The following is a 24,548-nucleotide window of genomic DNA, read 5'->3' on the forward strand; positions in this document are numbered from 1 at the left end:
CCTCAGTTGCGGTCCGCTGCCGCACGTAAAATCTTCATATCCGATGTCGCATAGGGCGCAAGCGCTGCTTCATCCGCATCATATTCGACAGCCATGACACCGACATCGTCCAAGGGAACGACATCATGGGCGGCAACCGTACCGAGCTTGTCGCTCGTAATGGCCAGTGCCACCACCCGGCTGCGTCCGGCTATAACTCGCTTGAATTCCGCATCGTCCAGATGCAGCGCCGTTACGCCGATTTCGGCGGCAATACCGCACGCGCCCAAAACGCAAAGATCAGGCCGCAGCAGTTCCGCATCACGCAAGGCGCGCGCCCCGACGGCGGCACTCACCCGCCGGTCGATGGGACCACCAATCATGATCAGCTCAATCTCCGGCGAGCCCATAAGAATTACAGCGATAGACGGCGTATTGGTGACGACGGTGATGGCTTCACCGCGTTCGACCAAAAGTCGCGCCAGAGCCGTATTCACCGAAGATGCATCGAGAAACACCGTCATGCCGGGTTCGACCAGTTCCGCCAGGACCGCAGCCAGGGCGGCCTTCGCTTGTGGTCGCTCGGAATCCCGTTCTGCGAGCGGAGAAGGCTCGGGCACGGCACGCAACGCGCCGCCATAGACACGCTTGCAGAGCCCTGCCGCCGCCATCTCGCGCAGATCGCGCCGGATCGTATCCTCGGACACGCCGAAACTTTCAGCCAGTTCAGCCGCCAGTACACGACCAGACTGCTGTAGCAGTTCCTGAATGCGCGCCTGTCTTTCGTGAAGCAGAAGCTCTGTCACCACCACCCTCCCATCATGCACAATCATGCATAAATCGGCATAAACATGCATACCAGATTTTGGGAACTCTGCAAGCGCAAACAAAACCGCACCGTTTTTACCGGCGCGGCATTGAACTTTGACCCGGGAAGACGCTTGTTGGCGTTATTCGGAATACACCACCAACAAATCCTTGGCATCGATCTGTTCGCCGGGACGCACCAGCACTTCCGCGATGGTGCCATCGCGTTCGGCATGGATGGCGGTTTCCATCTTCATCGCCTCTATGGAAAGCAGCACATCACCCTGCGTAACCGTCTGGCCGGTCGCCACGGCAACCGTTGATACGACACCTGGCATCGGTGCACCAACCTGCCTGTCGTTCCCGGCTTCCACCTTGCGACGCACACCGCCGGAAGCGCCTTTGGCACGGTTCGGCACCTTAATGCGGCGCGGCTGACCATTCAGCTCGAAAAACACCGTCACCATGCCCTTCTCATCGGTTTCGCTCATCGCCTGATTGACGATCACCAGCGTCTTGCCGCGTTCCAGATCGACGAAGACTTCTTCTTCCGGCTTCAAGCCGTAGAAATAGACCGGAGTCGGCAAAACACTTGTCGGGCCATAGGTTTCCTGCGCGGATGCATAGTCGGTGAAGACCTTCGGATACATCAGCGCCGAAGCGAATTCCTGATCGGAAATCTTGCGATCGACCGTCTCCTCGAACCCTTCACGCTCGGCGTTCAGATCGGCAGGTTCCAGCAGAGCGCCGGGACGCACGGTAAACGGCTCATCGCCCTTCAGAATCTTCTTCTGCAACGCCTTCGGCCATCCCGATGGCGGCTGACCAAGATCACCGCGCATCATCGACACTACGGAATCCGGGAAAGCAATATCCTTTGCCGGGTTTTCGACATCAGCGACGGTCAAGTCCTGACTGACCATCATCAACGCCATGTCGCCCACAACCTTGGAGGATGGCGTGACCTTGACGATATCGCCGAACATGCGGTTCACATCAGCATAGGCCTGCGCCACCTCATGCCAGCGGGTTTCAAGTCCCAGCGAACGGGCCTGCTCCTTCAGATTGGTGAACTGACCACCCGGCATTTCATGCAGATAAACTTCTGAAGCTGGTCCCTTGAGGTCGCTTTCGAAAGCCGCATACTGGTTGCGTACGGCTTCCCAATAGAAAGAGATGCGGCGGATCGAATCCGGATCAAGGCCCGGATCGCGCTCGGAACCGTGCAGTGCCTCGACAATGGAACCGAGGCAAGGCTGCGATGTGTTGCCGGAGAGCGCATCCATCGCCGCATCGACCACATCCACACCCGCATCGATCGCAGCAAGTACGGTCGCCGCCGAAATGCCCGACGTATCATGCGTATGGAAATGGATCGGCAGATCGGTTTCCTCGCGTAGCGCCTTGAACAGGGCGCGGGCCGCGGCAGGCTTCAAAAGCCCCGCCATATCCTTCACCGCAATGATATGCGCGCCAGCTTTTTCAACTTCCTTCGCCAGATTGACGTAATATTTGAGGTCATACTTGGCGCGTTCCGGATTGAGAATATCACCTGTGTAACAAATCGCTGCTTCGCAGAGCTTGTTTTCCTCCAGCACCGCATCCATCGATACGCGCATGTTTTCGACCCAGTTCAGACTGTCGAAAACGCGGAACAGATCGATGCCGCCGCGTGCTGCCTCGCGCACGAAATATTTTACGATATTATCAGGATAAGATTTGTAGCCGACGCCGTTTGCACCGCGCAAAAGCATCTGCAGAAGAAGGTTCGGCGCCGCTTCACGCACCAGCGCCAGACGCTCCCACGGGTCTTCGGTGAGGAAGCGCATCGAAACGTCGAAGGTCGCACCGCCCCAGCATTCCAGCGAAAACAGATTCGGCAGTGCCTGCGCATAGGAATTGGCGATGCGGGCAATGTCGTATGTGCGCATGCGCGTCGCCAGAAGCGACTGATGGCCGTCACGCATGGTCGTATCGGTAATCAGCGCACGCTTTTCGTTGCGCACCCATTCCGCGAACTTCTTCGGTCCAAGCTGGTCCAGACGTTGCTTGGTGCCATCAACGACCGGCTTATCACCGAACCACGGCACGCGCGGCTTGGCGGCATCCTTAGCCGGCTTTGCGCGCCCCTTGGTTTCTGGATGGCCATTGACCGTCACGTCGGCGATATAGGTCAGAAGTTTGGTGGCACGATCCTGCCGCTTGACCTGCTCGAACAGTTCCGGCGTCGTGTCGATGAAGCGCGTCGTGTAGTCGTTTGCCTGAAACTTCGGATGATTGATGATCGCTTCGAGGAAGGTGAGATTCGTCGCCACACCGCGGATACGGAATTCGCGCAAGGCGCGATCCATACGGCGGATGGCTTCCAGAGGCGTAGAGCCTGAAGCGGTCACCTTGACGAGCAGCGGATCGTAGTAGCGGGTGATGAACGCACCCGAATAGGCCGTGCCGCCATCGAGACGAATGCCAAAACCCGATGCCGAACGATAGGCCTGAATGCGACCGTAATCAGGAATGAAGTTCTGTTCCGGGTCTTCCGTGGTGATACGACACTGGAGCGCATGGCCATTAAGGCGAATGTCCTCCTGACGCGGCACACCCGATTCCGGCGTGCCGATGGCAAAGCCTTCGAGAATATGAATCTGCGCCTTGACGATATCGATGCCGGTAACCTGTTCGGTAACCGTGTGCTCGACCTGAATACGCGGATTGACCTCGATGAAATAGAACTTGCCCGTATCGGCATCCATCAGGAATTCGACTGTACCGGCGCCAATATAATCGGTGGCATGGGCAATCTTCAGGCCATAGCTTGCCAGTTCCTGACGCTGCGCATCATCGAGATAAGGTGCCGGCGCCCGCTCCACCACCTTCTGGTTACGGCGCTGGATCGAGCAGTCACGCTCGAAAAGATGAACCGCATTGCCATGGGTATCGCCCAATATCTGCACTTCGACATGGCGCGCGCGTTCAATCAGCTTTTCGAGATAGACCTCATCCTTGCCAAATGCAGCCTTGGCCTCGCGCTTGGCTTCCGTGACTTCGCGGGCAAGATCGGCTTCGGCGCGGATGGCGCGCATGCCGCGACCGCCACCGCCCCAGCTTGCCTTCAACATCAGCGGATAGCCGATTTCTGCCGCCAGCTTCTTTACTTCTTCTATATCGTCCGGCAGCGGATCGGTGGCAGGCACCACCGGCACGCCGATTTCAATGGCGAGATTGCGGGCCGCAACCTTGTTGCCGAGGCGGCGCATGGTCTCAGGCTTTGGGCCGATGAAGATGATGCCGTTTTCTGCGCAGGCTTCGGCGAATTCCGGGCTTTCGGACAAAAGGCCATAGCCGGGGTGGATCGCATCGGCGCCCGAAACCTTGGCGACGCGGATAATCTCATCGATAGAAAGATAGCTTTCAATCGGACCAAGATCTCGATCCAGATGCGGACCGCGACCGACCTGATAACTTTCATCGGCTTTGAAGCGATGCAGGGAAAGTTTGTCTTCCTCAGCCCATATGGCCACCGTTTTGAGCCCCAGCTCATTGGCGGCGCGGAATACGCGGATTGCGATTTCAGATCGGTTGGCGACCAGAATTTTCCGGATAGGCTTTTGGGCGAAAGACAAGGCAGATCTCCCTAACTGCAATGACAAAGGCGCCATTGCTTAACCTGCAATAGACACAAGCGCAAACAAACTGTGCAACAGGGAGATAAAAACAAAATGCCCGACTAAATGCCGGGCAGATTGATGAATTTTGTAGCACTTTATGCTAATATATCAGGCACAAGAGCGGTTCCTATTATGAAGCAATCATCAGAACCGCTCTAAGCATCTGTGTTCTCGCATTATCCAACGCAAAACCGCTTCGCACTTTTGCTGGAAATGCTCCATTACTTCTGGAAGTAATTATACTTGCCGTCTTCACCCTTGCGCCATTCGAACATGACGTAAGGCGAAAGGCTCGGATCGCCCTTGGCGTCGAACGAGATGTCGCCAAGCACCGTTTTGAACGGACCCTTTTCCTTCATCGCAGTTGCAACTTCCTGCGGGTCGTTGCTTGCGGCAGCATTGGCGGCATTGACCAGCGACTGCACACCGGCATAGGCATAGAAGGTATAGGCTTCAGGCTCGAAACCCTTGTCACGGAAAGCCTTGATGAGTTCCGCATTCGACTTGTCGTCGCGCGGATCGGGACCGAAAGTGTTCATGACACCACCAACAGCATCACCGGCAATCGAGGCAAGTTCGTTGGACACGATGCCATCGCCCGAAATGAACTGTGCCTTGAGGCCCTGATCATCCATCTGGCGGATGAGCAGACCCGCTTCCGGATGCATGCCGCCCCAGTAAACAGCAGTAATGCCAGCAGCCTTCATCTTGGAGATGAGCGCGGAGAAGTCCTTGTCGCCCTGGTTTACACCTTCGTAGAGCGTTTCCTTCATGCCGTTGTCGTTGAGCGACTTCTTGGTTTCGTCGGCAAGGCCCTGACCGTAAGGGGTCTTGTCGTGAAGGACTGCGACTTTGCCGTCCTTGTAATTGTCGGCGATATATTTGCCGGCAACGATGCCCTGCTGGTCATCGCGACGGCAGGTGCGGAACGTGTTCCAAAGTTCGCGCTCGGTGAAGGTCGGGTTGGTGGTGCCGGGCGCGATCATCAGCACGCCGTTTTCAGCATAGATGTCCGACGTCGGAATGCTGACGCCGGAATTGAAGTGACCGATAACGAACTGAACACCATCACCCACAAACTTGTTTGCAACCGAAATGCCCTGCTTCGGATCGGCAGCGTCGTCGCCATAGACGATGGTGATCTGCTCGCCGTTCATGCCGCCCTTGGCATTGGCTTCTGCGACAGCCGCTTCGACACCGCGCTTGATCTGCTCGCCGAAAGCTGCCTGGCTGCCGGTCAACGGTGCGCCGACGCCGAGCTGGATGTCGGCAAAGGACACGCCACCCATCGCAACCAGTGCCGAAAGGCAGACGCCGCAGAATAAGGATTTCTTCATTTCAGTTGCTCCCACTAAGCGCATCCCGAAAGGTATGAAACGATTTTCGAGACACACGTCAAAATAGTCATTCAGAGCGGCAGTCTGACAGGATCAGATGACCGCCATTTTTTGCAGGCATGAACAGCAACACCAGAGGCGTTGCATAAACCTGATATTCGAATGGGAGACTGCATCAGCGCCAGAAACGCAATTCGGGCTTGAAACTGCCCGCGCTGAAACTGGTCCTCCCACCAGAACGCGAGACTGGATATAGAGATTCGCCCTATATTCAGTCGTCAAGCTAGATACAATCACGTTCAATACCGAAGTAAAGTAATGATTTAGTCTATATCTTGCTTTTTCCGCATGACTTTATGCGGACCGACGCCATCGAAACGAAAATGCCCGGCTTGAAGCCGGGCATTTCCATTCATCGGGAAAGAATGTAAGCGAAACTTACTGCTGAATGTAAGTATATTTCCCGTCAGCGCCCTTTTCCCACTTGTACATGACATAGCCTGGAAGCTTCGGATCGCCCTTTTCGTCATAGGACAGGTCGCCAAGCACGGTCTTGAACGGACCCTTTTCCTTAAGCGCCTTGGCAACTTCCTGCGGGTCGTTACTTCCGGCAGCCTTCGCAGCCCCAGCCAGAGACTGAACGGCAGCGTAAGAGTAAAGCGTGTAGGCTTCCGGTTCGAAGCCAGCATCGCGGAACTTCTTCACCAGATCGGCATTGTTCGGGTTATTGCGCGGGTCCGGGCCGAACGTATTCAGCGTACCGGCAACCGCATCGCCTGCGATGGAGGCCAGCTCGTTGGAAACGATACCGTCGCCAGAGATGAACTGGACTTTCAGCCCCTGATCGGCAAGCTGACGGATAATCAGACCGGCTTCAGCGTGCAGACCACCCCAATAAAGGACCGTAACGCCCTGCTGCTTCAGCTTGGCGATCAGAGCCGAGAAATCCTTCTCGCCAACATTCACGCCTTCATAGACGGCTTCCTTGACGCCAAGCTCGTTGAGCTTCTTCTTGGTTTCATCGGCAAGGCCCTGACCATAAGGGGTCTTGTCGTGAATGACGGCAATTTTCCCGTCTTTGAAATTGTCGAAAATATACTGACCGGCCACGATGCCCTGCTGATCGTCGCGACCGCAGGTACGGAACGTGTTCCAGAGCTGGCGCTCTGTATAGACCGGGTTGGTCGCAGCAGGCGAGATTTCGAGAATGCCGTTTTCGGCATAAACGTCCGAAGCCGGGATCGAAACGCCCGAATTGAAGTGACCGATAACGTATTTCACGCCATCAGCTGCGAACTTGTTGGCAACCGAGATACCCTGCTTCGGATCCGATACGTCATCGCCGAGAGTGATCGCGATTTTTTCGCCGTTGATGCCGCCCGCATCGTTGATTTCCTTGATGGCCGCTTCCGCGCCCTTCTGGATCTGCGCACCGTAAACGGCATTTGGGCCCGTCAGCGGCGCACCAATACCGACAAGAACATCAGCCCAAGCCGAGCCCCCGAAAGCCATAACTGCTGCAAGAGCAACGCCTGAGAAAAGTGACTTCTTCATTGTTGAAACTCCCATCATTGTATTTACCCCGAAACGATGTTTTGCATCGCCTTATTTTCTTGCTGAATACTCAGCAATATCTACGCTGAATCTTATTACTGTCAACGTGATCTTACAAAAAAGCTTCGCCGCATGACGGCGAAGCTTTAAAATTATTTTGCCTTCCAGCTGAGAGGCGAAGCTTTTTCATAAAGCCAGCTATATTGCCGCACCATCTGCTTGGTGCGGGTGAAGCGAAAGCCGACCGTACCTATGATCATCAGGACGATCGTATCCACCAGATAATAGTGGAACGAAAGAAGCGTTCCCTCAAACAGTGCGAAATGGATGAAGCGCACCGCAGCTCCCAGCGGGATCAGATAGAGCAGAAGCTGCGGATAGGTGCGCCACGTCGAAGCACAGGCACGCCCCGTCATCCAGGCGGCCCAGCCGCCCAGCAGACAGGTGATGAGGAAAAACAACCAGAATGACGATTCTTCGTAGAGAATACCCTGCATCTTATCCTCCTAGTGCCTTCCGCCTTCGAGATAGGCGGCGCGGACTTCCGGATCGGCCAGCAATTCGCGGCCAGCGCCGCTCATGGTGATCGAGCCGTTGACCATCACATAGCCACGGTCTGCGAGCTTGAGAGCACCGAATGCGTTCTGCTCAACGAGGAACACCGTCAGCCCCTGCGTGCGGTTCAGTTCCTTGATCGCTTCGAAAATCTGCTTCACGATCAGCGGTGCCAGACCGAGCGACGGTTCATCCAGAAGCAAGAGCTTCGGACGCGCCATCAGCGCGCGGGCAATGGCCAGCATCTGCTGTTCGCCGCCCGAAAGCGTGCCGCCACGCTGGTTGATGCGTTCCTTCAGGCGCGGGAACAGGTCGAACATCAGTTTCACGTCTTCTTCGAAGTGTTGCTGATGATCGAGACTTGCGCCCATCTGGAGATTTTCCAGAACCGTCATGCGCGGGAAGATGCGACGGCCTTCCGGAGACTGCGCAATGCGCAGCTTGGCAATCTCATGCGGCGGCATGGATGTAATATCCTTGCCGTTGAAGAGAATGCGGCCGGTACGCGCCTTCGGCGAGCCGAAGATCGTCATCATAAGCGTCGACTTGCCGGCACCGTTAGCGCCAATCAGCGCGACGATCTCACCCTCATCGACGGTAAGGTCAATGCCCTTGAGGGCACAAATATTGCCGTAATAGGTCTCGACCTTCTCGACGGCCAGAAGCGGTTGCTTTTTCTGCATGGTTTCAGCCTGCATCATTCGCCTCCCTTCTTGGGCTTGGCCGCGGTTTTAGTCGGTGCTTTTGTCGGCGCCTTAGCGCGTTTCGCACCACCGCTTTTGGCAGCCTTTACGGGAGCAGTCTTATGGCTCGTCGGAACATCACCCTGTTCAACGCGCTCGGAGAACTCTGTCGCCTGACCGGCGGCAAGTTGTTTGGCCTGCCCGACCCAGTCTTCGCGCGCGATACGCCCGTCGAATTCCAGATAGGTTTCAGCTTCCACGATATCCGCTTCGGTCCAGGCGGCAATCTGATCGAAATGATAGATCCCGTGTTCGTGAAGCTTCTTTTCGTTGACCGCGCCGATGCCCTTGATGAGAGTCAGATTATCGGCCTTGCCACCACGTGCCTCCGCCAGACCACCGGCGAGAGAAACGCGTCCGGACGGTGCTTCGCCCGTCTCTTCGGCAATTTCTTCCTCGATGGCTTCCTCAGCGAGTTGTGCCGCCACGAAGTCCGCCGCATCACCGGTGCCCGGCTTGTCCGCCTCTTCGATAAGCTCGGCAATCTCTTCGTCATCGACGCCGAGATAGGCGGCAATAACGCGCGGATCATTCTTGACTGCTTCTGGAGCACCGTCAGAAATCTTGGTGCCGTATTCCAGCACGATCACATGATCGGAGATTTCCATGACCACCGACATGTCGTGCTCGATCAGCAGGATTGACGTCCCGGTTTCATTGCGGATATCGAGCAGGAGCTTGTTGAGCTCTGCCGATTCACGCGGATTGAGACCGGCGGCCGGTTCATCGAGGCAAAGAATTTCCGGCTCGGTGCACATGGCGCGGGCGATTTCCAAACGGCGCTGATCGCCATAAGGCAGATCGCCTGCCGGATCGTCCGCACGACCGATCAGGTTGATTTTCTCCAGCCAGTGACGCGCTTTTTCAACCGCATCCTTCGCCGCAGACTTGTAGCCGGGCAAACCGAGAAGACCGAGGATCGTGAAGCCCGACGAACGCATCAGCGTGTTGTGCTGCGCGACCAGCAGGTTCTCCAGAACAGTGAGACCCGAGAACAGGCGAATGTTCTGGAAGGTACGCGCCACCTTGGCCTGCTTGGTGATCTGGAAGTCGGGCAGGCGTTCCAGCAGGAACTTGTCGCCCGTCTTCCGGTTCATCGTCAGCATGCCACCCGTCGGCTTGTAGAAGCCGGTGATGCAGTTGAAGACCGTGGTCTTGCCTGCACCGTTCGGGCCGATGATCGCCGTGATATCCCCACGCTTCACATTGAAGCTCAGATCGTTGATGGCGACGAGACCGCCAAAGCGCATCGAAAGATGCTCGACCTGCAGGATCGTGTCTTTTTCAGTGTTGCCCAATTCGGCTTTATCAGGCGCAGTGCCAGACATAGTGCTTATCTCCGCCATCAGCCGTGCCCTTCCTTGGTAAAGGCACCCGACACCATCTTCTTCTCATGCAGGAAGGCACTGGGTTCTCGACTTCCGACGAAACCGCGCGGTTTCCAGACCATGACCACGACCATGGCAAGGCCGAAGATGAGCATACGATAGAGTTCCGGCGTGAAATCTGGGCCGAAAATTGCTTTCAGGAAGCTCATTTCACGCAGGATTTCAGTGCCGCCGATCATGACGATCGCAGCAATGGCGATACCGACCAGGGAGCCCATGCCGCCCAGAACGACGATGGCAAGAATGACGGCGGATTCGAGAAACACGAAGGATTCCGGGCTGACGAAGCCCTGGCGTGCTGCAAAGAAGGAACCGGCAAAACCACCGAACATCGCGCCCGTGGCAAAGGCCGTGAGCTTGGTCGTGGTGGTGTTGATGCCAAGCGAACGGCAGGCAATTTCATCTTCACGCAGTGCTTCCCAAGCACGGCCAACCGGCATGCGGCGCAGACGGATGGTGACCCAGGCCGTCAGCAGCGCCAGCAGAAGGATGACGTAATAGAGGAAGAACTTGTAATGCGCCGCCGAGAAGGTGAGGCCGAAATGAGCGGCGAAACCGTCCTTGCTGGCATTGAAAGGCAGGCCGAAGAAGGTTGCCTTGGCAATACCGGAAACGCCGAAGGTGCCGCGGGTGACATCTGTCCAGTTGATGAGCACCAGACGGATGATTTCACCGAATGCAAGCGTCACGATGGCAAGATAGTCACCGCGCAGACGCAGGACCGGAAAACCCAGAATGACGCCCCATGTTGCAGCAAGAATACCGGCAATCGGCAGCAGCATCCAGAAGGACAGACCGAAATAGGCCGACAGCAGTGCATAGGAATAGGCGCCGACTGCATAGAAGGCGACGTAACCCAGATCGAGAAGACCGGCGAGGCCCACCACGATGTTGAGGCCCCAGGCCAGCATCACATAGATGAGGATCTGAACGCCGAAATTATCGACCCATTTGAGCGATCCCTGCCAGCCCAGAAAGGTGACGATCAGGACCGGGTAGACAAAAAGGAAGGCAACGCCGAGGCGCGAGAAGTTGCGGCGCACGAAAGACGGGCTTTCGTCGACCGCAGCGGTCGGCTGTTTGCTCTTGGCAAGCTTGCGCGCCTCCAGCGTTGGCTGAAGGAATGCAACGAACAGGAAACGACCAACCGCAGCGAGCGCGACCATGACGGCCAGTGCGCCCCAGCGCTGAACGAGCACCAGTTCGTTGTTGATGTTCTGATCGGTCTTGAAACCGATGATGAGGCAGAAGAGACCCAGAGCCAGAAGACCGGCGAAGAACCCTTCACGAATGGCCCGGCCAAAAAGGGAATCCGGGCGTGAACTCGACTGTGCAGCCATGATTAAACCTTTTCGACTTCAGGACGGCCAAGAATGCCGGACGGCATGAAGATCAGCACGATGGCGAGGATCGAAAACGCGGCAACGTCCTTGTAGTCGATCGAGAAATACGCCGACCACAATGCCTCGATGAGACCGATGAGCAAGCCACCGACCACAGCACCCGGAAGCGATCCGATACCGCCCAGAACTGCCGCCGTGAACGCCTTCACGCCGGGGATGAACCCGTCGGCAAAGGAAATCACGCCATAGAAGGAGAGGTAGAGCGTACCGGCCACAGCCGCGAGCATCGCACCCATCACGAAGGTGAGCGAAATGACCCGATCGACATTGATGCCGAGAAGCGCTGCCATTTTGCGATCCTGCTCACAGGCACGCTGCGCGCGACCAAGCGAGGTGCGATTGACGATATACCAGAAAATCGTCAGCAGCACGGCTGTCACCACAATGACCACAATCTGCTTCAGCGAGATCGTCACGTTGGTTCCCATGATATTGTAGGAACCGTTCAGCAGCTGAGGCACCGGTTTGTTACGCGGACCCTGCGTTACCTGTACGAAGTTGGACAAGGCAATCGACATGCCGATAGCCGTGATCAACGGTGCGAGGCGAAACGAACCACGCAGCGGCCGGTAGGCCACGCGCTCGATCGTCCAACTCCACAAACCCGTCAGCAACATGGCGACGATCATCATCAGAAGAAGCATCAGCGCAATCGGCAATGCTCCAATGAAGGTTGTGATCATGAGAAAAACAATCAGCGCCATGAAGGCGCCGAGCATGAAGACATCGCCATGAGCAAAGTTGATCATGCCGATAATGCCATAGACCATCGTGTAGCCGATGGCGATCAGGCCATAGATCGAGCCGAGCGCGAGCCCGTTGATCACCTGCTGGAAGAAATATTCCATCGAGAAGCCACCCATTTTACCGCCCGGGATTTTATTGACGCATCTTTATTTCGTGCGCCTTCATTTTATTCCCGGCTCTTTACACCTAACGGCTGTATAGAGGAATGCAACCCCCTTTTGCCTCAGACAAAAGACTAAGGGCATCATCCCTCCACAAACTAGTTATGTCCCCTACTAAACGTCCTGTATATGTTTTTTTCTCCTACCCAGGACGCCTTATTCCATACTTTCTACATGGCCGAAAAGCCAAAAAATTGGGGGTCAGCATTAAAATTACCGACCGTACCCACTTTACGCGACCGTAAACCCATGTGCAAAGGGATCACGGTCGTCGATGAAGATCGTATTATATCCCGTCATGCGTGCCCAGCCCGCAATTGAAGGAATAATCGCCGGCAATGTGCGGTCCTGGCCTGCAACTTCGGTAGCACGTTCCACACGGCCATGAAAAAGCGACCCGATGATGGATTCATGCACAAACTCGTCGCCGGGCTTCAATTTGCCCTTGGCAGCCAGTTGGGCCATGCGCGCAGACGTACCGGTTCCACATGGCGAACGGTCGATTGCCTTGTCGCCGTAGAAGACGGCATTGCGGGCATGCGCTTCCGGATGTTTCGGCTTCCCAGTCCACAGAATATGGCTCAGACGGTTGATATCCGGCAGCAGCGGATGCTGGAACTTGTACTTCTCATTTAACCGCTCACGCAGGATCGGACTCCAGGCAATCAGCTGCAGCGCGGAATAATCTTCCATATCGGTGTAATTTTCTTGCGGCTCGACGATAGCGTAGAAATTGCCGCCATAAGCCACATCAACCCTGAGGTTGCCAAGGTCCGGGCATTCGACCTCAAGTCCTTCAGCATAAAGGAAAGCCGGAACATTGGTGAGACGAACGCGCTCGACATACTGGCCGTTCTGCTCATACTCGATCGCCACCAGACCGGCAGGCGTGTCCAGATTGAGCTTGCCCGGCGTCTTCGGCGTCACCAGCCCCTGCTCTATCGCCATCGTCACGGTTCCGATGGTGCCGTGACCGCACATCGGCAGACACCCCGAGGTTTCAATAAAAAGCACCGCGACATCGCAATCAGGACGTGTCGGCGGGTAGAGAATGGAGCCGGACATCATGTCATGGCCGCGCGGCTCGAACATAAGACCAGTACGAATCCAGTCATACTCGCGCAGAAAATGCGCGCGCTTTTCCATCATGGTCGAACCTTCGAGGTTCGGCCCGCCGCCAGCCACGAGACGCACGGGGTTACCGCATGTGTGTCCGTCGACGCAGAAGAAGGAATGTCTTGCCATGATGGTCAGTTCCGAAAACGTTGTGGCTTGAAAGGTTCAATGTCGATTGCAGGCGCGGCCCCCGTGATGAGATCACGGATAAGCCGCCCGGTTGCCGCCGATTGCGTGAGGCCGAGATGACCATGGCCGAAGCCGTAATAGATGTTGCCGCCTGCCGAGGCCCGGCCGATGACCGGTACGGAATCCGGCATGGATGGCCGATAGCCCATCCACTGTCGCCCGCCTTCTGTCCGAAAGCCCGGCAGAAACATGGAAGCCTTCTTAAGCATGGCTTCAGATCGCGCGAAATTTGGTGGCAGGTCGAGCCCGCCGAATTCCACCGCACCACCCACACGCAGGCCGGTTTCCATCGGCGTGATGACAAAGCCATGGCCCGGAAAGGTCAATTGCCGTTTCACATCGAAACTGCCCACTGGCAGCGTCGTGTTGTAGCCGCGTTCCGTATCGAGCGGCACCGCATCGCCAAAGCCCTTGGCAAGATCGCGAGACCATGCGCCCGCCATAAGGACAAGATGCGTCGTCTTGATTTTCGTTCCATCCTCAAGATGAACGCTCGCCCCGCCATGGCCCTGCTTCGCATTCGTGACTTTGGCCTGAAGGAAGCGCGCACCCTTGCTCTGGGCATAGGCCCAGATGGCCTTGCCGAACAGTTTCGGATCGCTGACATTCTTCCAGCCGGGAACGAAAGTTCCGGCAACGAAACGCGGGCTCAGGCCGGGCTGCAGTTCGGCAAGCCGGTCACCGCGCACGTGTTCATAGGCAATTCCAGCCTGTTCGCGAACATCCCAGCCCAGCTGGGAGGCAGCAAGCTCGGCTTCGCTTTCATAAAGCTCCAGATTGCCGTTCTCGCGCAATCTCCCGCGCAGCCCTGCCCTGTCGATTAACGCCATCATCTCGCTGCCGGCAAGGCGCATGATGTCGGCCTGTGCAATCGCGGTTTTCGCCAATGCATCCGCGCTGCTTGCGCGCCAGAAGCGGTAGAGCCACGGCACCATTTTGGGAAAATAGGAAGGACGGATCGTAAACGGACCAAGCGGATCCATCAGCCAGCCTGGCACCTTGCGCATGACGCCCTTGGAGGCCAGCGGAAGAATGTCCGAAAAAGCGAGCGCCGCAGCATTGCCAGAACTGGTCTCTTCGCAAATGCCGGTTCTGTCGACGACCAAAACCTCGCGCCCAGCCTCGGCAAGCAAGGCGGCAGTGGCAACCCCGACAATACCGCCACCGATAATGAGAATATCCTGCTGACCCTGCGGATCAGATTTCATCTTGTGCGGCTCCCCACCGGATTCATTTTTGCCTATAGCCTTGCCAAAGAACCGGACAATGTCGACGCTTCGAGCAATTGGCGTTCAGTATGTTCAATGCCAGCCTTTCGGCTCTGTCCATCGATTTTTTGGAATGACACTGTGCTGAAAGTTCGCCATCGCTTGAAAAAGCCACAAAGGCAAAGTTAGGGATCGACAAACTCAAATCACCTCATATTGATATATCAGAGATATATCTGTAAGATTGCACTATGTCAATCGTCGTAACCACAGGGCATGGACAGGCATGGAAGAAGCAAACGTTCGAGACAGGTTGACGCGGAGCCCGGCAAACATGCCGTTGGCGACCATGGATAGCTGGGGTAGCGAAAGCCTCGCCGAGCAAGCCTATCGCATTCTGGAGCGCTCCATCGTCACACTGGAACTCGAACCGGGCACCGTTGTCAACGAGCGCACACTGATCGAGCTGACCGGCATGGGCCGCACGCCGATGCGCGAAGCCATTCAGAGGCTCGCCTGGGAAGGTCTCGTGGAAGTGCGTCCGCGCTCAGGCATTGCCATCGCGGCCATCGATCCGACGGATTTCATCAAGGTGCTGGATGCCCGCGAAGGTGTCGAGCGCGTTCTGGCGCGCGATGCTGCCCGCTTTGGCAGCCCTCGCGATTATGAACGGCTTGAAGCCGCTGCAGCCGCCATGCGGCAGGCCATCCCCAACGAGGATGTGGCCCTGTTTCTCGATGCCGACAAGGCATTCGATATTGTTCTGGGCGCGGCGGCGAGCAATCCCTATGCCGCGCGTATTGCAGCCCCCCTGCAAACCCACAGCCGCCGCTTCTGGTTCCGCCTTCGCCCATCGACCGGCATAGCCGGTTCTGCCAATGCCCATGCGACACTGATCGAGGCGATCGTCTCCCGTCAGCCGGAACGGGCCAGCGACACGGCCAGTGAACTGATGGCCTATCTGCGCACTCTTGCACCCTGACACCCGGCGTCCGACCAATATGGCTTTGTAGGGATGGACGCCCTCTCCTCAATGGTGTTCAACAAATCCATTCTGCCACATTAAGGCCGTCGGAAGGGCGTCCATCCCACAAGAACCAATCCCAATCAATGAGCGTTGTGTTCGCCCTGCTCCACTTCGGTCGTGACAGGTATGGCACTTTGGAAAAGTTCGGCACGGTTCTCGCCGCTCACGACAAGCGTTCCGACCAACCCGCGTGCCGCTCGCGACAGCGCGTGATCCACCAGGGTGTATTCGCCGGGAACTTCCAGCTTGATGTCGACCGCCGCCGCGCCTCCCGGTGGGACCGAAATTGTCTGGACATCGGATAGCGGCTCCGTCGTCAAGGAGCCCAGCTGATAAACCTTGTCGAAGATTTCTCCGATCACATGAAAGCTCGACGTCTTGTTGGGTCCGCCGACACCGAAGTAGATGCGTACGGTTTCGCCGACCTTCGCCGTCAGGGCATTGTCGCCTGTGAGTGCATTGGCAGCCCCGTTAAAGACATAGTACTCCGGGTCTTCCTTGAGCAGGCGTTCGACGCTCTCGGTCAGCTTCCCCTTGGATCCGTATGGCTGCGACGTGTAGAGCTCGCCCTGCATTACATAGAACTCCCGGTCAACGGGCGGCAGGTCGTCTGCCGGCTCGACGAGGATCAGGCCATACATACCGTTGGCGATGTGATGTGCGGCCATTGGCACAGCACAGTGATAGACGTACAGCCCCGGTTTCAGCGCCTTGAACGAGAAGGCCTTGGTTTCACCCGGTGCGGCATCGGTCGCCGCCGCTCCGCCGCCTGGCCCGGTCACAGCGTGGAAGTCTACGCTGTGACGTTCGCTGCTGTCGGCCTTGTTGGAGAGCTCCACCTGGATCGTGTCACCTACTCGGGCGCGCACGAACGGGCCGGGGACCTTCTTGTTGAACGTCCAGTAGTGGTAGGCTGCGCCGTCTGCGAGCTGTCCCGTCACCTCGACGGTATCGAGCTTTACCTTGATGGTCGCTGGCTCGCTTCTTCTAATTGGCGGCGCCAGGTCATTCGCCGGACGGACAATGTTGAGTGGAGCTTTGACACTGCCGTTTTCCGCCGGATGCTCGTGCGAACCAGATGCGAGGGCTGATGTCCCGGTCACCGCCAGAAATGCGAGTGCCACGGCTGTGTACGAGGGTCTGGAAAGGCGTATCATGAGAACTCCTGAGCAATGGTGTTACTCAGGTATTCAAGACCTCACCGACCTTGCGATCTTTGATCTGCGACAAGGACGGCATGTCCTCGCAAGATCGTGATTGCCAGAGCATTTCCCGTCTCGTTTGAATCGTTGGAAATGCTCTATCTCTTTGTTCTTGCGCATGTCTCCCAAAACCGATTCCTGCTTTGGGGAGACATGCACTAGGTGACCGGCTCACTGGAACGTAGCCAAACGTCAATTGCTGCGCATTGAACAGATGCGCCGAAATTGTCATCGCGTTTATCGTATCAGGTTGTAACGACGTAGCTGATACTGATGAAAACTTACGGCAAAACAACCCGATCAGTGGGTCTTGTTCATCGATTCTGACATTTTGCGAAGCACGTTGAGCGCGATGCTCAACTCCTCGTCGCTTACACCTTCCAGCAAATCCTCGCGGACATCACCGGCGAGCTTCACGACCTGTTCAGCCAGAATCTTGCCTTCCGCCGTCATCACCACGCGCTTGGCGCGGCGGTCACCCTGAACGGTTTGCCGTTCGATGAATGACTGGCGCTCCAGACCATCGAGCAGGCGGACCATAGTCGCATTCTCGATCTCAAGCGCTTCTGCCAGTTCTTTCTGGTAAAGGCCTTCCTGTTCCATCAAGGCAAGCAGGGTGCGCGCCCGCGCCAGGGTCAGGCCCCGTTCCTTCACACGCGCGTCGAAAACGGTGCGGAGCCTGCGATTAACCTTCGCCATGGCATCAATCATTTCAGCTTTAAGATCTGCCGTATCCATGCCAACCGCCTTATATATTAGTAAACTAATGATTACGGATTTGGATAAATCGCTGGCGAACTATTTTCAAGCGAACTTCCTGAACTCACGCAAGCGTGATGGGATTTAGCGGCAATATGACAGTTCTGCGAACAAATTCACTGCAGAGCAGTGATCTGAAAAAGAAAAAGCGGGCAAGAGCCCGCTTTCCCGAAAAACGATAGAGTGCTGCCGATCAGGCTGGCATGATCGTTCCCTGCAGCGTCATCAGCTGATGCAGGAAGATTTCCGCCTTGGTGCGGTGTTCGTTCGACGAAGCATCGTCCAGAGCCTTGCGGGCATGTTCAATGCGGCGCTGAATATCTGCCGGGTCGATATCGTCCACATGGGTCGCCGATTCGGCCAGAACGGTGCAACCCTGCGGGGTGATATCGGCGAAACCGCCGAAGACCACGTAGGAGTCGGACTTGCCGTCGGCAAGCTTCACCGAAACGACACCCGGCATGATCGTCGTCATCAACGGCGAATGACCGGCGAGAGCCGTCAGATAGCCTTCGCTACCCGGAATGACGACTTCCGTCACCTGCGCGGAAAGCAGGAGCCGTTCAGGCGACACGAGTTCGAATTGGAAAGCTTGAGCCATGGTTCTCACTTGAATTCAAAAGCACAATCCCGAAAAAAAAAACGACTTTCAGAACATGCTTAAACAAAATGATTGGCTTTCACGGCGGGCCTTGCGGCCCACCGGGAAATTCAATTCATCAAGCAGCTTCAGCTGCCAGCTTCTTGGCCTTCTCGAGAGCTTCCTCGATGCTGCCGACCATGTAGAAGGCAGCTTCCGGAAGATGATCGTAGTCGCCAGCGCAAAGACCCTTGAAGCCCTTGATGGTGTCGGCGAGATCGACCAGCTTGCCCGGCGCACCGGTGAAGACTTCAGCAACGAAGAACGGCTGCGACAGGAAGCGTTCGATCTTACGAGCGCGGGCAACGGTGAGCTTGTCTTCTTCAGACAGTTCGTCCATGCCCAGGATCGCGATGATGTCCTGAAGCGACTTGTAGCGCTGCAGGATCGACTGAACCTGACGGGCGACAGCGTAATGCTCATCGCCAACGACCTTCGGGTCAAGCATACGCGACGTGGAGTCGAGCGGGTCAACAGCCGGGTAGATACCCTTTTCAGCGATCGAGCGCGACAGAACGGTCGTTGCATCCAAGTGGGCGAACGAGGTTGCCGGTGCCGGGTCGGTCAAGTCGTCGGCAGGGACGTAAATCGCCTGAACCGAGGTGATCGAACCCTTGGTCGTCGTCGTGATGCGTTCCTGCATGGCGCCCATGTCGGTTGCCAGCGTCGGCTGATAGCCCACAGCGGAAGGAATACGGCCGAGGAGAGCCGACACTTCCGAACCTGCCTGCGTGAAGCGGAAGATGTTGTCCACGAAGAACAGAACGTCCTGGCCCTGGTCACGGAAGTTTTCAGCAACCGTCAGACCCGACAGGGCAACACGAGCGCGCGCACCCGGGGGTTCGTTCATCTGGCCATAAACGAGGGCTGCCTTGGAGCCTTCGCCGCCGCCGAGCTTGTTAACACCCGACTCGATCATTTCGTGGTAAAGGTCGTTGCCTTCACGGGTACGCTCACCGACGCCTGCGAACACGGAGTAACCGCCGTGCGCCTTGGCGACGTTGTTGATGAGTTCCATGATGAGAACGGTCTTGCCAACGCCTGCACCGCCGAAGAGACCGATCTTGCCGCCCTTGGCGTAAGGAGCGAGAAGGTCGACGACCTTGATGCCCGTTACCAGGATTTCAGCTTCGGTCGACTGCTCGATATATTCCGGAGCGTTCTGGTGGATGGCGCGGGTTGCCTTGGTCTTGATCGGACCAGCTTCGTCAACCGGCTCACCGATGACGTTCATGATACGGCCAAGCGTTTCGACGCCAACCGGAACCATGATCGGTTCGCCGGTGTCGCGCGCTTCCTGACCGCGAACGAGACCTTCGGTCGCGTCCATGGCGATGGTGCGCACGGTGTCTTCGCCGAGGTGCTGGGCAACTTCGAGAACCAGGCGATTGCCCTGATTGTCGACTTCAAGCGCGTTCAGGATCAGCGGCAGCTGGCCTTCCGGGAACTTGACGTCGACGACAGCGCCGATGACCTGCGTAACGTGGCCGATCGCACCGGATGCTGCTGCCTTGGGAGCGGCAGACTTCTCAGCAACAGACTTGGCTGCTGCAGTGGTCTTAGGTGCCGCTTTTTTGGCAGGCGCCTTCGCCGCTGGCTTTGCTTCGGCCGCGGCGGTAGTTTTCGGGGTCGCTGCTTTTGCCATCGATCCTTACCTTCCGTTAGCATGATCCCGAAAAGTTGCAGACTTTCTGGGAAATCATGCGGTAAACCAAATTCTATTTCGCCGCATTTATGCGACGCCAGATGTTCCCATCTGGCTGCAAAATGCTCTAGAGCGCTTCCGCACCCGAAATAATTTCGATCAGTTCCTTGGTGATCTGCGCCTGACGCTGGCGGTTATACGTGATCGACAGTTTGTTGATCATGTCGCCCGCATTGCGCGTCGCGTTATCCATCGCACTCATCTTCGCGCCCATCTCGCCCGCGACATTTTCCAGCAAGGCACGGAAAATCTGGACCGAGATATTGCGCGGGATCAGCGTCGACAGGATCGCCGCAGGATCAGGTTCGTATTCGTAGATCGCGTCGCCTGCGGTCTCCGCATCCTCGCTGTCGCCCGCCGAAGCAGGGATAAGCTGCTGTGCGGTCGGAATCTGCGAGATCACCGACTTGAACTCGGAATAGAACAGCGTGCAGACGTCGAAAGCGCCTTCTTCAAACAGCTTGATGATCTTGTGGCCGATCTGGTCGGCATGCACAAAAGCGAGCTGCTTGACTTCGCGCAGATCGATATGGTCGATCAGCAGGCTGGCAAATTCGCGACGCAGAATGTCCGCGCCCTTCTTGCCGACCGTGATGATCTTGACCGTCTTGCCTTCAGCGAGGAGCTTGCGGGCATGATCGCGCGCCAGACGCGCAATCTGCGAGTTGAAACCGCCGCAAAGGCCACGTTCTGCGGTGCAGACGACGAGCAGATGCACGTCGTCCTTGCCCGTACCGGCCATCAGGGCCGGCGCATCTTCGCCGGTTACGTTCTGCGCGATGTTTGCGAGAACGACACCCATGCGCTGCGAATAAGGCCTTGCGGCTTCCGCAGCTTCCTGGGCACGGCGCAGCTTCGCCGCGGCGACCATCTGCATCGCCTTGGTGATTTTCTGCGTCGCCTTGACCGAGGCGATACGGTTTCTCAGATCCTTTAGTGAAGGCATCCGTTCATCCCGTCTGAGCATGATTCCGAAAAGTTGGAGACTTTTCGGATAAAATCATGCGGCTAACATAATTCAGGCAAAGGACTTGGCGAAAGCGTCGATCGCTGCCTTGAGCTTGGCCTTGAGGTCATCAGTAATGGCTTTCTCCTTGCGAATGCCATCGAGCACGTCCTTGTGCTCGGTGCGCAACGAAGCGAGAAGACCTTCTTCGAACTTGCCAACCTGATTGACAGCAAGCTTGTCGAGATAACCGTTAACACCGGCGTAAATCACGGCAACCTGCTCTTCCGTCTTCAGCGGCGAGAACTGCGGCTGCTTCAGGAGTTCGGTCAGGCGTGCACCACGGTTCAGAAGACGCTGCGTCGAAGCATCGAGGTCGGAACCGAACTGTGCGAAGGCAGCCATTTCACGATACTGGGCAAGCTCGCCCTTAATCGAACCGGCAACCTGCTTCATGGCCTTGATCTGGGCCGAAGAACCAACGCGCGAAACCGACAGACCGACGTTAACAGCCGGACGGATACCCTGATAGAACAGGTTGGTTTCGAGGAAGATCTGGCCATCGGTGATCGAGATCACGTTGGTCGGAATAAAGGCCGAAACGTCGTTGCCCTGCGTTTCGATGACCGGCAGAGCCGTCAGCGAGCCGGCGCCGTTTTCGTCGTTGAGCTTTGCAGCGCGTTCGAGAAGACGGGAGTGCAGGTAGAAAACGTCGCCCGGATAAGCTTCGCGGCCCGGAGGACGACGGAGCAGAAGCGACATCTGACGGTAAGCAACAGCCTGCTTGGACAGATCGTCATAGCCGATCAGCGCATGCATCGAGTTGTCGCGGAAATATTCGCCCATGGCGCAGCCCGCAAACGGTGCGAGATACTGCATCGGAGCCGGATCGGAAGCGGTAGCCGCGACAACGATCGAGTATTCCAGAGCGCCGCGTTCTTCGAGAACCTTGACGAACTGGGCGACGGTCGAACGCTTCTGGCCGACGGCGACGTAGACGCAGTACAGCTTGTCCTTGTCCGGGCCGTTGTCGTGGATCGGCTTCTGGTTCAGGATCGTATCGAGAATGATGGCGGTCTTGCCGGTCTGACGGTCGCCGATGACCAGCTCGCGCTGGCCGCGGCCAACCGGGATCAGGGCGTCGATGGCCTTGAGACCCGTCGACATTGGCTCGTGAACCGACTTGCGCGGGATGATGCCAGGCGCTTTGACGTCGACGCGGCGACGTTCCTTGGCCTTGATCGGGCCCTTGCCGTCGATCGGATTGCCGAGAGCGTCGACAACGCGGCCGAGCAGTTCCGGACCAACCGGAACGTCAACGATTGCGCCGGTACGCTTGACGATGTCGCCTTCCTTGATGTCGCGGTCGGCACCGAAGATAACGACGCCGACATTGTCGCTTTCAAGGTTCAGCGCCATGCCGCGAATGCCACCAGGGAATTCGACCATTTCACCGGCCTGAACATTGTCCAGACCATAGACGCGGGCGATACCGTCGCCAACGGAAAGAACCTGACCGACTTCGGAGACCTCAGCCTCCTTGCCGAAGTTCTTGATTTGCTCTTTCAGGATAGCGGAAATTTCCGCGGCGCGGATGTCCATCAGCCGACCTCTTTCAGTGCAAGCTTGAGAGAAGAAAGTTTAGTGCGAAGGGACGTGTCGATCTGACGCGAACCCATCTTGACGATAAGACCGCCGAGGATCGACGGATCGACGGTGACATTGATCGTCACGTCCTTGCCGGCCACGCCCTTCAGCGTTGCCTTCAATTCGTTCTGCTGCGCAGCGCTCAGTTCGTGCGCGGAGATGACATCGGCGGAAATTTCACCGCGATGTTCAGCAGCAATAATGCGGAAAGCAGCGATGATGCCCGGCAGAGCGAAGAGACGACGGTTCCGCGCGACAACGCGCAGGAAATTTCCGACCAGCCCCTTGATGCCCGCCTTGTCGGCGAGAGCGCCGATGGCGTGAAGCTGATCTTCCGAGGAAAATACCGGACTGGAGATCAGTCGCTTGAGGTCTTCGCTTCCGCTCAGAAGCGCCTCGAAACGGTCAAGATCTTTTTCCACAGCCGCAACGGATTTCGCATCAAGCGCAAGCTCGAAAAGAGATCCGGCGTAACGCTGTGCGACACCTGAAATGAGCGAAGACGTTTCAGCCACGAACAACCTGCTCTCTACGTTGAAACCATCCTTTTGGGGCCCAATCTTGTTCAGGACGCCAAACCGATGATTTTATTGAATGTTTCCGGAAAACCACTGACGCGCGAGCACGTCAACACCGAAATGTGATTGCCGTCTAGCATAGACGAACAGGACTCGCAACACGCGAATCCGGCACTTTTGTGTAAGATTTACCGCCTTTCGCGGTCAAAAAAGTCGCATCCACCGCAGCGACGCTATCTTCCCTTGCGCAGCCTGCACGTCAGAAGTGCAGAACAGAGCTCTTTCCGATCAGGAAATGAAGCCGAAAGCGTAGAGCAGCGGACCTGCTGCAAGCACGAACTCCACCAGCGCTGCGAGACTGCCATAGAAGCGTCCGCCGCTCGGTCCACCCTTGCGCCCACCCGCATCCGACATCATCGAAATGAAGCGTCCGAACAGTGCAAATCCCCAGACGGAACCCAGCACGACCCAGAGGAATGGCTGCGCGAAAACGAGGCATCCGATCCCCACGCCGAGATAGGGTCCGGCGAGCGTCGCACGGATGGAACCGTAACCTTCGGGACGGCCATTGATCGGCTGGAGCCGCAACAGCTTCATCGTTATGCCGGGCGCAAAAAGCATGACAAGACCAGCAAGTGCCGTCACGGCGGCAGAGCCCCAGGCAAGCCATTCTCCGGTGGTGGTGGGAAGATAGAATTCCATCGCGATCGCCCTCAATCTGAACAGAACACGGCTATAAACCAGTTTTGCGTAAACGAAAACTGATCGCACTATCTGAACGCAACCGGCATTCAGGCATATCCGAGCGATTCCAACAAAATTACCAAGCCATTCGAGGGCATGGAACGAACCATCAGCGCGGCGGAGAACCGCGCATCGCAATGATCCGAGCCAGAACCGACCGGATGAAAAGGATGGCTATCGCACCGATCGCCCAAATGATCCAAAACGCCGGAACAAGCAAACTATGCAGCAATCCGATCCCGGAACCTGCTACCTGATCCAGCTTGAACACATCCAGCAGCGCAGTCGCTTCTTTGTCGATCAAGCTTTTTCCAGTCTCGGCCAAAGCCGGTCCATTGCCACTGATCCAGACAATCACGACATCCGAGATGTAGTAGGCAAACCACATCAACAATGTCCAGATTATCAGTCCGACAAGGGCGACCAGCCAGAAACCGGGGCCATTATTCGCTGAAGGTCGCGTTTGATGAGCAGGGGTGTATCTCATTGGTTTCGAGCCTCATAGAAC

Annotated in this window: 21 protein-coding genes; 1 reads left to right on the forward strand and 20 read right to left on the reverse strand. The window is 56.8% G+C overall.

What is annotated here, in order from left to right; all coding sequences use genetic code 11:
* Positions 1-2: 2 nt before the first annotated feature.
* The 11 genes from AC1RHM_RS20475 to AC1RHM_RS20525 all read right to left on the reverse strand — a co-directional run bounded on the left by AC1RHM_RS20475 (position 3) and on the right by AC1RHM_RS20525 (position 14,852).
* Positions 3-836 carry a DeoR/GlpR family DNA-binding transcription regulator gene (locus AC1RHM_RS20475; protein ID WP_010661450.1) on the reverse strand — a complete coding sequence of 278 codons (834 nt, stop codon included), beginning with the start codon at positions 834-836 and terminating at the stop codon, positions 3-5.
* Between the two features lie 93 nt (positions 837-929).
* Complete coding sequence (pyc, locus tag AC1RHM_RS20480) at positions 930-4,406, reverse strand: pyruvate carboxylase (RefSeq protein WP_010661451.1); 3,477 nt, start codon at positions 4,404-4,406, stop codon at positions 930-932.
* Positions 4,407-4,672: 266 nt separating this feature from the next.
* The gene (locus tag AC1RHM_RS20485) at positions 4,673-5,788 is read right to left on the reverse strand and encodes a branched-chain amino acid ABC transporter substrate-binding protein (RefSeq protein WP_010661452.1); all 1,116 of its coding nucleotides are present in this window, start codon (positions 5,786-5,788) and stop codon (positions 4,673-4,675) included.
* A 438-nt stretch (positions 5,789-6,226) separates the two neighbouring features.
* Positions 6,227-7,342 carry a branched-chain amino acid ABC transporter substrate-binding protein gene (locus AC1RHM_RS20490; RefSeq protein WP_010661453.1) on the reverse strand — a complete coding sequence of 372 codons (1,116 nt, stop codon included), beginning with the start codon at positions 7,340-7,342 and terminating at the stop codon, positions 6,227-6,229.
* A gap of 152 nt (positions 7,343-7,494) precedes the next feature.
* Entirely contained in the window at positions 7,495-7,839 is a 345-nt protein-coding gene (locus AC1RHM_RS20495; protein ID WP_010661454.1) for a DUF6867 family protein, read from the reverse strand.
* Between the two features lie 9 nt (positions 7,840-7,848).
* The gene (locus AC1RHM_RS20500) at positions 7,849-8,595 is read right to left on the reverse strand and encodes an ABC transporter ATP-binding protein (RefSeq protein ID WP_029376283.1); all 747 of its coding nucleotides are present in this window, start codon (positions 8,593-8,595) and stop codon (positions 7,849-7,851) included.
* Complete coding sequence (locus AC1RHM_RS20505) at positions 8,595-9,986, reverse strand: ATP-binding cassette domain-containing protein (protein ID WP_043061904.1); 1,392 nt, start codon at positions 9,984-9,986, stop codon at positions 8,595-8,597. The genes AC1RHM_RS20500 and AC1RHM_RS20505 overlap by 1 nt, the downstream gene beginning before the upstream one ends.
* Positions 9,986-11,368, reverse strand: a complete 1,383-nt coding sequence (gene livM, locus AC1RHM_RS20510) for a high-affinity branched-chain amino acid ABC transporter permease LivM (RefSeq protein ID WP_010661457.1) — start codon at positions 11,366-11,368, stop codon at positions 9,986-9,988. Before livM ends, AC1RHM_RS20505 begins: the two co-directional genes overlap by 1 nt.
* A gap of 2 nt (positions 11,369-11,370) precedes the next feature.
* Complete coding sequence (locus AC1RHM_RS20515) at positions 11,371-12,279, reverse strand: branched-chain amino acid ABC transporter permease (protein WP_010661458.1); 909 nt, start codon at positions 12,277-12,279, stop codon at positions 11,371-11,373.
* Positions 12,280-12,570: 291 nt separating this feature from the next.
* A complete protein-coding gene (locus AC1RHM_RS20520) occupies positions 12,571-13,584 on the reverse strand; it encodes a 4-hydroxyproline epimerase (RefSeq protein ID WP_010661459.1) in 1,014 nt (337 codons plus the stop codon).
* A 5-nt stretch (positions 13,585-13,589) separates the two neighbouring features.
* Positions 13,590-14,852: an NAD(P)/FAD-dependent oxidoreductase gene (locus tag AC1RHM_RS20525; protein WP_010661460.1), complete on the reverse strand. Its 1,263-nt coding sequence runs from the start codon at positions 14,850-14,852 to the stop codon at positions 13,590-13,592.
* A gap of 286 nt (positions 14,853-15,138) precedes the next feature.
* Here AC1RHM_RS20525 and AC1RHM_RS20530 point away from each other — a divergent pair, with 286 nt between their 5' ends.
* Entirely contained in the window at positions 15,139-15,834 is a 696-nt protein-coding gene (locus AC1RHM_RS20530) for a GntR family transcriptional regulator (protein ID WP_010661461.1), read from the forward strand.
* A 125-nt stretch (positions 15,835-15,959) separates the two neighbouring features.
* Here the strand turns inward: AC1RHM_RS20530 and nirK are convergent, their stop codons facing one another.
* From nirK to AC1RHM_RS20575, 9 genes are all read right to left on the reverse strand, one after another.
* Positions 15,960-17,036, reverse strand: a complete 1,077-nt coding sequence (gene nirK, locus AC1RHM_RS20535) for a copper-containing nitrite reductase (RefSeq protein WP_010661462.1) — start codon at positions 17,034-17,036, stop codon at positions 15,960-15,962.
* A 345-nt stretch (positions 17,037-17,381) separates the two neighbouring features.
* Positions 17,382-17,819, reverse strand: coding sequence for a MarR family winged helix-turn-helix transcriptional regulator (locus AC1RHM_RS20540; RefSeq protein WP_010661463.1), 438 nt, complete (start codon positions 17,817-17,819; stop codon positions 17,382-17,384).
* A gap of 214 nt (positions 17,820-18,033) precedes the next feature.
* Positions 18,034-18,441: a F0F1 ATP synthase subunit epsilon gene (locus AC1RHM_RS20545; RefSeq protein ID WP_010661464.1), complete on the reverse strand. Its 408-nt coding sequence runs from the start codon at positions 18,439-18,441 to the stop codon at positions 18,034-18,036.
* Positions 18,442-18,559: 118 nt separating this feature from the next.
* A complete protein-coding gene (atpD, locus tag AC1RHM_RS20550) occupies positions 18,560-20,125 on the reverse strand; it encodes a F0F1 ATP synthase subunit beta (RefSeq protein WP_010661465.1) in 1,566 nt (521 codons plus the stop codon).
* 127 nt (positions 20,126-20,252) lie between these two features.
* A complete protein-coding gene (locus AC1RHM_RS20555) occupies positions 20,253-21,131 on the reverse strand; it encodes a F0F1 ATP synthase subunit gamma (protein WP_010661466.1) in 879 nt (292 codons plus the stop codon).
* 72 nt (positions 21,132-21,203) lie between these two features.
* Positions 21,204-22,733, reverse strand: a complete 1,530-nt coding sequence (gene atpA, locus AC1RHM_RS20560) for a F0F1 ATP synthase subunit alpha (protein WP_010661467.1) — start codon at positions 22,731-22,733, stop codon at positions 21,204-21,206.
* The gene (locus tag AC1RHM_RS20565; RefSeq protein WP_010661468.1) at positions 22,733-23,293 is read right to left on the reverse strand and encodes a F0F1 ATP synthase subunit delta; all 561 of its coding nucleotides are present in this window, start codon (positions 23,291-23,293) and stop codon (positions 22,733-22,735) included. Before AC1RHM_RS20565 ends, atpA begins: the two co-directional genes overlap by 1 nt.
* 291 nt (positions 23,294-23,584) lie before the next feature.
* The gene (locus AC1RHM_RS20570; protein ID WP_010661469.1) at positions 23,585-23,998 is read right to left on the reverse strand and encodes an AGROH133_08824 family phage infection protein; all 414 of its coding nucleotides are present in this window, start codon (positions 23,996-23,998) and stop codon (positions 23,585-23,587) included.
* A 151-nt stretch (positions 23,999-24,149) separates the two neighbouring features.
* Positions 24,150-24,527: a hypothetical protein gene (locus tag AC1RHM_RS20575; protein ID WP_146113242.1), complete on the reverse strand. Its 378-nt coding sequence runs from the start codon at positions 24,525-24,527 to the stop codon at positions 24,150-24,152.
* Positions 24,528-24,548: the final 21 nt, after the last annotated feature.

This window comes from Brucella sp. GW823-FHT04E01, from assembly GCF_058796175.1.

Excerpts from the sequence above, each read along its gene's own strand:
- AC1RHM_RS20475 (WP_010661450.1), bottom strand. The coding sequence starts at position 836 with ATGCATGTTTATGCCGATTTATGCATGATTGTGCATGATGGGAGGGTG.
- AC1RHM_RS20485 (WP_010661452.1), bottom strand. The coding sequence starts at position 5,788 with ATGAAGAAATCCTTATTCTGCGGCGTCTGCCTTTCGGCACTGGTTGCG.
- AC1RHM_RS20490 (WP_010661453.1), bottom strand. The coding sequence starts at position 7,342 with ATGAAGAAGTCACTTTTCTCAGGCGTTGCTCTTGCAGCAGTTATGGCT.
- AC1RHM_RS20495 (WP_010661454.1), bottom strand. The coding sequence starts at position 7,839 with ATGCAGGGTATTCTCTACGAAGAATCGTCATTCTGGTTGTTTTTCCTC.
- AC1RHM_RS20500 (WP_029376283.1), bottom strand. The coding sequence starts at position 8,595 with ATGCAGGCTGAAACCATGCAGAAAAAGCAACCGCTTCTGGCCGTCGAG.
- AC1RHM_RS20505 (WP_043061904.1), bottom strand. The coding sequence starts at position 9,986 with ATGGCGGAGATAAGCACTATGTCTGGCACTGCGCCTGATAAAGCCGAA.
- livM (WP_010661457.1), bottom strand. The coding sequence starts at position 11,368 with ATGGCTGCACAGTCGAGTTCACGCCCGGATTCCCTTTTTGGCCGGGCC.
- AC1RHM_RS20515 (WP_010661458.1), bottom strand. The coding sequence starts at position 12,279 with ATGGAATATTTCTTCCAGCAGGTGATCAACGGGCTCGCGCTCGGCTCG.
- AC1RHM_RS20520 (WP_010661459.1), bottom strand. The coding sequence starts at position 13,584 with ATGGCAAGACATTCCTTCTTCTGCGTCGACGGACACACATGCGGTAAC.
- AC1RHM_RS20525 (WP_010661460.1), bottom strand. The coding sequence starts at position 14,852 with ATGAAATCTGATCCGCAGGGTCAGCAGGATATTCTCATTATCGGTGGC.
- AC1RHM_RS20530 (WP_010661461.1), top strand. The coding sequence starts at position 15,139 with ATGGAAGAAGCAAACGTTCGAGACAGGTTGACGCGGAGCCCGGCAAAC.
- nirK (WP_010661462.1), bottom strand. The coding sequence starts at position 17,036 with ATGATACGCCTTTCCAGACCCTCGTACACAGCCGTGGCACTCGCATTT.
- AC1RHM_RS20540 (WP_010661463.1), bottom strand. The coding sequence starts at position 17,819 with ATGGATACGGCAGATCTTAAAGCTGAAATGATTGATGCCATGGCGAAG.
- AC1RHM_RS20545 (WP_010661464.1), bottom strand. The coding sequence starts at position 18,441 with ATGGCTCAAGCTTTCCAATTCGAACTCGTGTCGCCTGAACGGCTCCTG.
- atpD (WP_010661465.1), bottom strand. The coding sequence starts at position 20,125 with ATGGCAAAAGCAGCGACCCCGAAAACTACCGCCGCGGCCGAAGCAAAG.
- AC1RHM_RS20555 (WP_010661466.1), bottom strand. The coding sequence starts at position 21,131 with ATGCCTTCACTAAAGGATCTGAGAAACCGTATCGCCTCGGTCAAGGCG.
- atpA (WP_010661467.1), bottom strand. The coding sequence starts at position 22,733 with ATGGACATCCGCGCCGCGGAAATTTCCGCTATCCTGAAAGAGCAAATC.
- AC1RHM_RS20570 (WP_010661469.1), bottom strand. The coding sequence starts at position 23,998 with ATGGAATTCTATCTTCCCACCACCACCGGAGAATGGCTTGCCTGGGGC.
- AC1RHM_RS20575 (WP_146113242.1), bottom strand. The coding sequence starts at position 24,527 with ATGAGATACACCCCTGCTCATCAAACGCGACCTTCAGCGAATAATGGC.